Source organism: Pseudoroseomonas ludipueritiae (assembly GCF_014490445.1).
Taxonomy (GTDB): domain Bacteria; phylum Pseudomonadota; class Alphaproteobacteria; order Acetobacterales; family Acetobacteraceae; genus Pseudoroseomonas; species Pseudoroseomonas ludipueritiae.
In genome coordinates, this window is the sequence record NZ_JACTUZ010000006.1 from 85,514 (window position 1) to 94,336 (window position 8,823).

Annotated in this window: 8 protein-coding genes and 2 pseudogenes; 2 read left to right on the top strand and 8 right to left on the bottom strand. The window is 68.7% G+C overall.

Annotated elements, in window-relative coordinates; translation table 11 throughout:
• Position 1: 1 nt before the first annotated feature.
• The 7 genes from IBL25_RS03520 to IBL25_RS03550 form a co-directional block, all read right to left on the bottom strand.
• Entirely contained in the window at positions 2-409 is a 408-nt protein-coding gene (locus tag IBL25_RS03520; RefSeq protein WP_187777171.1) for a FixH family protein, read from the bottom strand.
• Positions 410-586: 177 nt separating this feature from the next.
• Positions 587-955: a hypothetical protein gene (locus IBL25_RS03525; RefSeq protein ID WP_187777172.1), complete on the bottom strand. Its 369-nt coding sequence runs from the start codon at positions 953-955 to the stop codon at positions 587-589.
• 149 nt (positions 956-1,104) lie between these two features.
• Positions 1,105-2,082 (bottom strand): ABC transporter ATP-binding protein, encoded by a 978-nt coding sequence (locus tag IBL25_RS03530; protein ID WP_187777173.1) that lies wholly within the window; start codon positions 2,080-2,082, stop codon positions 1,105-1,107.
• A 29-nt stretch (positions 2,083-2,111) separates the two neighbouring features.
• Positions 2,112-2,939: an ABC transporter permease gene (locus IBL25_RS03535; protein ID WP_367615543.1), complete on the bottom strand. Its 828-nt coding sequence runs from the start codon at positions 2,937-2,939 to the stop codon at positions 2,112-2,114.
• Positions 2,940-2,957: 18 nt separating this feature from the next.
• Entirely contained in the window at positions 2,958-4,211 is a 1,254-nt protein-coding gene (locus IBL25_RS03540) for an MFS transporter (RefSeq protein WP_187777175.1), read from the bottom strand.
• A complete protein-coding gene (locus tag IBL25_RS03545; protein ID WP_238940184.1) occupies positions 4,208-5,584 on the bottom strand; it encodes an FAD-dependent oxidoreductase in 1,377 nt (458 codons plus the stop codon). Before IBL25_RS03545 ends, IBL25_RS03540 begins: the two co-directional genes overlap by 4 nt.
• 127 nt (positions 5,585-5,711) lie before the next feature.
• Positions 5,712-6,050, bottom strand: coding sequence for a PadR family transcriptional regulator (locus IBL25_RS03550; RefSeq protein ID WP_202986661.1), 339 nt, complete (start codon positions 6,048-6,050; stop codon positions 5,712-5,714).
• Between the two features lie 273 nt (positions 6,051-6,323).
• Between IBL25_RS03550 and IBL25_RS03555 the strand changes: the two are divergent.
• Both IBL25_RS03555 and IBL25_RS27705 read left to right on the top strand, forming a co-directional pair.
• Positions 6,324-7,364 (top strand): annotated as a pseudogene (locus IBL25_RS03555) (ISL3 family transposase); the annotation flags it as partial.
• A gap of 315 nt (positions 7,365-7,679) precedes the next feature.
• Positions 7,680-7,895, top strand: a pseudogene (locus IBL25_RS27705) (transposase); the annotation flags it as partial.
• A gap of 530 nt (positions 7,896-8,425) precedes the next feature.
• On the opposite strand, the gene IBL25_RS03560 reads toward IBL25_RS27705, so the two are convergent.
• Positions 8,426-8,823 (bottom strand): helix-turn-helix domain-containing protein (locus tag IBL25_RS03560; RefSeq protein ID WP_202986662.1); only part of this gene is annotated, 398 nt, incomplete at its 5' end.

Below are 8,823 nucleotides of genomic sequence, written 5' to 3' on the forward strand. Positions count from 1 at the left end.
TTCATCGGGCCGCGCTGAAGGTCACCGTGGCCCGCACGGTCTCGGGTTCGCCCTGGACCTTGGCGCTCAGCGCCAACGCCCAGTTCCCGGCCATGCCTGTTTCGACCACGAAGCGGTAGGTGCCCGGCCGCTGCCCGGGTTGCGCGGCGACGCTGCCGGTCATCGTGGGCATGCCCGCCGGGGCCATGTCGGCCCGGGTCTGGAAGATGACCGCGTCCGGCACCGGCCTGCCGTCCGAGGCCCGTACGAGGCGGAGGGTCACGTCCGTCTTGCCAGGCCCCGCGGAGCGGGCCTCGGCCAGTTCGAAGCGGTAATCGCTGGCAGCAGCGAAGGCACCGTGGCCCGGAGGGGAGGTCGCAACGACGGTGACGGCGCCGAGCGCGCCAGCGCGCAGGAGCTTAGAAAGCATGATGGTATCCTATCCGTGGGCCACCCAAGCGTTCGCAATGAGTGGCTGATGTCGTCTGAATGCCCGCTCGCTCCCTGTCGGCAGCGACGCCCCGAACCAGTTGGAGGCGGACGCACTGGGACCATCGGAGAACGGCGGATGAAGCGGCGTCGGCCCAATGGGCGCGTACGGCTCAGCTCAGACGAAGTGGATGGGAGGTTCTACGGAGGGCTCGGGCGAGATGCCGCCGGTGGGGCCTATCGCTGACCAGTAGGTGACCGGGTTCCATTCCAGACGCCCGGCAACGCGTATGGAAAGAGCAGGGAGCGCAACCGTGAAGACGCAGCCGAAGTCAGTCATACAACCAGGTATCTGATCCTTGCAGGGCGGTACGGAAGTGTCGTGGCAAGGCATCGATGCACTGTCCTCGCTCCCCTGGTCGGCCATCATGGTCATTCCTAGCGAGGCCGCATGCGCGGGCAGCGGCAGGTTCTGCACCAGGCCCGCACCGACAAAGGCACAGATCGTGATGGCAACGACGACGAGCCTGAGCAGGCAGCGAGACATTTCATTATCATAGCGGCGAACGGAGGTGAGTTGAAGAAGGTTTGCAGTCGGCCTCGCAGGCCAGCCGCCACACCTTATCAACCTGGGCCACAAGGTGTCTGGGGAGTGCGGCTGCTGGGCGAAGGCAATGCGGTACTGGGGCATGTGCGTCACCGACCAGACGCCCCTTCAAAGTTGCTGGCTGGACCTTGCACCAATTGAAGGAAGACGTCTTCCAGGTCCGGCTGCTTGGTGGTCACGCTGGCCACACGCAGCCCTGCGGCGCGAATGGCGGCGAGCATCTCGTCAACATTGCCGCTCGCCTGCGCGAACCGGAACACCAGCCGCTGTGGAGCCGCCAGGATGGGGTTGAAGGGAAGAAGGTTGTCTGGGATGGCGCCGAGGGGCGCAGAGACATCGACCACGAGTTCCTGGTCCTCCACGCGCCGGAACAGGGCGTCCGTGGTGTCATGCGCGACGATCTGGCCGTCAGCCAGGACGGCGATCCGGTCGCACAGGGCCTCTGCCTCCTGGAGGTAGTGGGTCGTGAGCAGGACGGTGGTGCCGCGTTGGTTGAGCAGGCGGACGTAGTCCCAAAGCTGCTGGCGCAGGGCGACATCGACGCCTGCGGTGGGCTCGTCCAGGACGAGGACGGGCGGGCTGTGGACCAGTGCCTTGCCCACCATTAGCCGCCGCCGCATGCCACCGGATAGGCTGCGAGCAGGTGCCGTGGCCTTGTCCGCCAGCCCCAGGACCTCGAGGAGCTCGTCCGTCCGTCGGGCGGCCTTGGGAATCCCGAAGAGCCCTGCCTGGAGTTCCAGCGCGGCGCGAGCCGGGAAGTAGGGATCCAGGGTGAGTTCCTGGGGGACGACACCGATCGCAGCCCTTGCCGCCCGGGGCGCCTTGTCGATGTCGATGCCCCAGACGCGCGCTGTCCCGCCCGATTTCCGCACCAGTCCGGCCAGGATGTTGATGAGGGTCGACTTCCCTGCGCCGTTTGGCCCGAGCAGGCCGAAGATGCTGCCCCGTGGGATGGTCAGGTTCACCCCCTTGAGGGCGTGCTTGGCTGCCCGGCCGCCAGTACCCGGATAGACCTTCTCGAGGCCTTCCACCGCGATGGCCGCTGCGGGCTGGTCACGGTCGGTCATCGCGGAGCTCGTTCTGGATGTCGGCCGGGTCACTGGCGCAGCCGCCAGCCCGACGCGAGCAGCCGATGGCAGAGGACGCCGAGCAGGCCGTTGGCGACGAGCACCACGAGGATTCCGGCGAGCGGTGAGGCTTCCGAGTGGCCGGTGATGCCGTGCCGGAAACCGTCGACGATGTAGAAGACGGGATCGGCGTAGGCGATGGAGCGGAATGGCTCAGACAGAGTGCTGACCGCATAGAAGGTGCCGGACAGCAGCGTCAGCGGCGCGATGATGAAGTTCGTGACGGCAGCCTGGTGGTCCATCTTCTGGGCCCACAATCCACCCAACACGCCCAGCAGTGCGAACAGCAGGGAGCCGCCGACGGCGTAGAACAGGCAGAGGGCAAGGTTCGCGAGCGGCAGCGGCACGAAGAGCGCAGCGGCAAGGGCAGTCAGCGCGCCCACCAGGATGCCTCGTGTGACGCCCCCGAGTGCCATGCCGGTCAGGAACTCCCCCGGCCCGAGCGGCGCCAGCAGGAGGTCGACGATGTTTCCCTGGACCTTCGCGACAAGGAGAGATGATGAGGTATTGGCATATGCGTTCTGCAACATCGCCATCATGACGAGACCCGGAGTGACGAAGACCAAGTAGGGCACGCCGCCCGGCGCCGGTGCATGGCGGCCGAGCGCGACGCCGAAGACCGCCAGGAAGAGCAGCGTGCTCACGACCGGGCCGCCCACGGTTTGGGCTGCGACAGCAAGGAATCTCTGCACCTCGCGTCGGTAGAGGGTGGTCACCCCTATCCAGTTCACCCCTTCGCCAAGCCGTGTAGCCGACAAACCGCTCTCCATCACTGCGTCTGACCTAGCAGCCTGCATCCTACTTCCGTGGGAAGGTCAAGGCGCATGCCGGGCGTCGGCGCGCTGCCGCCGGAGCGCGTATGGCACGAGCGCCAGCACCATCAGGATGTTCAGCACCGCTACCCCGCACAGGACAGCCAGCGTCACCTGCGTCCCGAAGCTGTTCAGCAGCCAGGCGCCGACAAAGGGCGAGGCCGCCTGCGCGATGAGGGTCGGCATCGCGATGCGGCCCATCAGCACGGCGTAGCCTTCCTTGCCGAAGAGGGCCAAGGGCACTGTCCCGCGAGCGATGGAGCGGATGCCGCTGCCCATCCCATACATGACAATGCCCGCGGCCACGACGCCCGGCGCGCCGACCAGCATGCCCAGGCCGACGGCCACCAGCACCGCCGAGGCGACCAGGCTCCAGATCGGGTGCGCCTTTCTGCCGAAGAGCATCTCCAGCACGCGAGCGCCAACCTGGGCAGGGCCAATCAGCGTGCCCAAGGCGACGGCGGCGGCCAGCGCTAGCCCCTGCGACTGGAGCAGGGTCAGCAGGTGAACGGCGATGATCGTCATGATGATCGCGGCCAGGGTGAACCCTGCCGCCAGCATGACGAAGGCATAGCGCTGGCCCGCCTGCACATGGCCTGGCGCCGCAGCAGCCTTGGTGGCCGTGGGTGCTGCCGCTGGCTTGGCTACCTCGCGCGGCACCCCGAACAGGTAGAGCGGCAGCACCACCGCGAGGTGGATGGCGGCGTAGGTCAGGCAGGCGCCGCGCCAGCCCAGGTGGTCGACCAGGAAGGCGCTGAGGGGCCAGCAGACCGTGCTGGCGAATCCGCCGAACAGGGTGACGTGGGTGATGGCCGACCGTGCCTGCTCGCCATACAGCCGCCCCAGCGTCGAGAAAGCCGGGTCGTAGAGCCCGGCGCCCATGGCCAGCCCGAGGACGATCCAGGCCAGCACAAACACTGGCAGGCTGGGTGCCAGCCCGAGCAGCAGCAGGCCTGCGGAGAGCAGGACGGCGCTGGCGGCCAGCACGGGTCGGCCGCCGTGCCGGTCAATCAGGTGGCCGATGCGTGGCGAGGCCAGACCGGACACCAGCATGCCGATGGACAAGGCGCCCATCAGCCAGGTCAGCGGCCAGCCGGTGTCCGTAGCAATCGGCCCGGCCAGCACGGCGAGCAGGTAGTAGGAGGAACCCCAGGCGAGGATCTGGCCCACGCCGATGGCCGAGACGACCGTAAGTCTGTTCCGGCGCGCCGCGGCGTCGGTGGGAACGGCATGCCCTGGTACCGCAGCCTGGCTCATTCGGCGGGCTCGGCTGGGAGGGACACCTTCTGATCAGCGGTCCCGCAGCACGGCGCGTCCTCCGCCAATTCAGGCTTGGGCGCGCAGCAAGTGTCCTGGGTCGTCGTCGGCGTGCAGCATGCGGCATCGAGTGCCGCCACCACGCGGTTGCTGCTGCACACGCCGGTCTGCGGCAGGTCGAGCTCTACCCGGCGTGCGGCTTCCATGTCGCCTGCCAGGAAGGCGGCGATCGAGCGCACCTGCTCGTAGCCGGTGGCCAGCAGGAAGGTCGGGGCCCGGCCGTAGGAGGTCATGCCCGCCAGGAAGAGACCGCTGTCGGGCTGCTGAAGTTCCAGGGCGCCGTGAGGCCTAACGGTCCCGCAGGAGTGCAGGTTGGGATCGATGAGGGGCGCCAGGACGCGCGGGCATTCCAGCGCCGGGTCCAGGTCGAGGCGGACCTCGCGCAGGATGGAGAACTCAGGGCGCAGTCCGGTGGCCACCACCATCTCGTCGGCTTCCGCCATCCTGCCCTCGAGGCTCATGACCTGTAGGGAGCCGTCGGCACCCCTGCGGATCTCGTCCACGGAGAAGGGCGCGAGCAGCTCGATGGCACCAGACTCCACGAGGTGGCGCAGCCGCTGTCCTAGGGCACCACGTTCCGGCAGCTGGTCGGCCGCCCCGCCCCCGTAGGCCCGCGTCAGGTCCGCGCTGCGGGCCACCCAGAGGACGGTCGTGCCCGGCGCTTGCTCGGCCAGGCTGGCGAGGTCGATCAGGGTGCCGACGGCCGAGTGGCCCGAGCCAACGACGAGGACGCGCTTGCCCGCATAGCGGCCGCGCTCGTCGCCGAGGACGTCGGACATGCCATAGCGGATGCGGTCAGCGGCCTGGCGCTCGCCGATGGCGGGCAGGCCGGAGGCGCCCGCCGGGTTGGGATGGCCCCAGGTGCCGGTGGCGACGAGGACGGCCTGGACCAGGAGGCGGTCCTCCTTGCCCTCAGCCTGGAACCTGACCTCGAAGGGCTGCCGCTCACGACCGGCATCGCGAACCTTGCCAGCGCGCTGCCGGGCGACGCCGGTCACCAGGGTGTTCAGACGCAGGCGCCCAGCCATCTCCGGCAGGGCGGCCAGAGGTGCCAGGTAGCCCTCCACGAGCTCACGGCCGGTCGGGAAGGCATCGGCGTCCGGCACCGTCCATCCATGCCGCTCCAGGAGCGTGCGGCAGGCGCGGTCCACGTTGTACCGCCAAGGGGAGAAGGTGTGGACGTGTCCCCAGTCCAGCGGCGCCGTGCCAACCGAAGGACCGGCTTCGAACACCACCGGCTTCAGGCCGCGCTCCAGCAGGTGCGCCGCGGCGGCGAGGCCGACAGGGCCGCCGCCAATGATGGCGACGGGCAACGATTCAGGGCTCGGGAAGCCCTCAGGGCCTCTGTTCTGAGGGCCGGGTTTGGCGGAGCAGCAGGAGCTCATCTGACGGCTTCCTTCCTAATACCTCGGTGGGCGATGTATAGGGATAAGCCAAAGGTCAGCATTGGCAGGCGCCCTTGGCCTTGCCGCGGGCCGTGGCGGCGCGGCCAGTCTCCGTCAGGGCGGTGGTGGCATCCATCCAGGCCTCTAGGCCGACCTTGAAGGCTTCTCGGCCCTTGTCGGTCAGGGTGTAGACCTTGCGCTCGCGGCCGGAGACGACCTCGGCTTCCGAGGTCAGGTAGCCGCCCTGCTTGAACTCCCGGAGCGTCGGATACAGGGCGCCCTCGGACGGGGAGCAGCAGCCGTTGGTGGTCCGCTCCACGGCGCGGGCGATGTCGTAGCCGTGCGCCGGGCCGTCGTGGAGCACCTGGAGGACGAAGAAGCGGCTGAGGGCCATCTTGATGGTCCCGGCCCAATACGCTCGGTCCGTGAAGTCCGGAGAGGGACGCAGGACAGCTTGGAGAGCGGACGGCTTGGACATGTCGAGAGGTTATGCCTTGGGGGGCGAGGTATCAAGATGCCTCAGCACCCTTGTGGGCATCTATGGATCTCCCGCAATTCCCGTGCTGCTGGATAGCAGGTAGGGCGCCAGAGGCGCAGATCAGTTGCTGCTCCTCCCTCTCCCGAGATCTGCCATGCTAAGCATCTGCTGCCCCTGATCCCGGCGGGGTTGCTGGTCCGGCAAATTCTGCCGGCGCCGGATGGCCTCGTTATCGTCGCAGCATCCCGGAACCGAACGGTCGCCTGCCCGGATTGCGGCTTCCTGTCCGCTTTGGTGCACAGCCGCTATGAGCGCCGGCTGCAGGATTTGCCCTGGCAGGGCCGCCCCGTGACCCTGCGGATTCAGGCACGCCGGCTGCGATGCCGCAATCCGGAGTGCCGGCGTCAGACCTTTGCCGAGCGCCTGGCAGCGGGCGCCGCCGCTGCGGCACGCCGCACCCTTCGGTTGGCCGATCTGCAACGGCATCTCGGCCTCGCCCTGGGCGGTGAGGCCGGCGCACGGCTCGCGTCGAGACTGGCCATTGCTATCAGCGCCGACACGCTGATCCGCATGACCCGCCGGGATCATCCGCCACCGGAACCCAGCCCACCTCCGCGTGTGCTTGGCGTGGATGACTGGGCTTGGCGCCGCGGCCATCGGTACGGCAGCATCCTCCTCGACCTGGAGCGCAACCGGGTGCTCGATCTCCTGCCTGATCGCCAGGCCGAGACCCTGAGCCACTGGCTGAGGCAGCACCCTGGCGTGGAGGTTGTCGCCCGGGACCGGGCCTGCACCTACGCGGATGGCGCGCGCCAAGGGGCACCGGGCGCCGTGCAGGTCGCCGACCGCTGGCATCTGCTGCGCAATCTCGGTGATGCTGTCCAGGCCGTGGTGGGGCGCCACCACGCCGCCATCCGGCGGATCGGACGAGAGGTGGCGGCCGGCTGCGCCATCAGGGCGGCGGCCGCTGTTCCCATGCAGGCCAGACCCTCGGCAGCCCAGCAGCGCCAGGAGACGGGACGGGCGCGGCGGCAGGCCCGTTACGAGGAAGCCGCCCACATGCAGGCGGCCGGCGCCTCGATCAGCGACATGTCGCGCCAGCTGAACGCCGATCGCAAGACGCTCCGCCGCTGGCTGCAGGCCGGGGCGGCCCCGAGCTGGCCCAGGATACCTCGGGGCAGCATCCTGGATCGCCATCGCACCACCCTGGAGCAGCGCTGGGCGGAGGGCTGCCACAATGCGGTTCGGCTTTGGCGTGAACTGGCTGGCGCCGGCTTTCCGGGTCGCCCCTCGACAGTCAGGGCCTGGGCCACCGAGCGGCGCAGGCGTGATCCCGCAGACTCCCAGCCAGGAGCAGCCAGGGGGCAGATCTGGCAACCGCCAACACTCCGACGCACCACGCGTCTCCTCATGGCAGATGGCGAGCTACCATCCGACACCGACCGCACATTCGCCGCGCGCCTGCTGGAGATGCCGGCACTGCTGGCCACAGTCGTGGCCGCCAGGCGCATTGCCCGCCTGCTGCGGCGGGAAGGGGATGACAGGCTTGAGGAGGCGCTGGATGAAGCTGCCGCCAGTCCCCTCGCAAGCTTTGTCACCGAACTGCGCAAGGACATCGCGGCGGTGCGGGCCGCACTTGAGCTGCCCTGGACCACCAGTCCCGTTGAGGGCCAGATTAACCGGCTGAAGATGATCAAGCGCACCATGTATGGCCGCGCGGGCTTTGAACTGCTCCGTGCCCGCGTTCTCTGCGTCTCATGAGGCCAAGACAGCAGCACGGGAATTGCGGGAGATCCGCATCTATCTCGGCCACTGGGCGATCGGTTGAACTATGTCCGGTTTCGGGAAGTCGCCCGCGGTAAAAGCGCGACTGCTGTGGGCGCGAAGCAGCCCTCGACGGCTCCGCAGCAGCCCCCGTCTCGCACGATAACTCGCGCTTATCGTGCTGACGCGCAGCAGCCTGCACGGCTTGCCGTAATCCCACCCCTCGCAGGGCATGGCTCGAGCCGCCCAGGAACCTTGCCGGCCCCGGCCGGTTGAGGAGGGCATCACCCGAAGTGGCAGGATCCCGAGCGGCGGTGCCGGCCCTTCCGCAGCAGCGCGCCGGTGCCGCCATGCTCTCCCCTCTCAGCGACCTATAGGCTTCGATGATTGTGCTGGCTTTGCTGGCGCTCCCGTGTTGCCGGATTCACGCTCCTCCCCTGCCGCGCTATACAGCGTAGGCCCGCCGCGAGCCGTCAGGCTGCGTATGGTGGGGGGTCGTCGCGATCTGGGCCTTGTGGCGGCTCCCCCTACCCAGCTGAGCCCTCCAGCAGCCCCCATTTCGCCGCCAGCGTTGCGCGCTCAGCCGCCGGCAGGGCGCTGCCCTCCCCTTCCCTCCCCTTCTCCATAGCTTTCTTTTTCACTGCAGAGACTTCGGCTGACCGAGTCTCGGTATCGCTTACGGCCCACTGCGCCGGCGCGGCGAAAAGGTAAGCGCTGGTCCACTGGCACCAGCGGCCGGCCACCACCAGGCCGCGCCGCACATGGCCCATGATGCCGGCCGCCTCGATGCGCCGCAGGGCCAGCTGCACGGTGGAGCGGGCGCAGCCGGCCCATTCCGCCAGCTGGCCGAGGCTGGGGTCACAGACGCCGTGGCGGGACGGGCCGCGGTAGAGCAGCGTCCACAGCACCAGGATGCCGGTGCGGC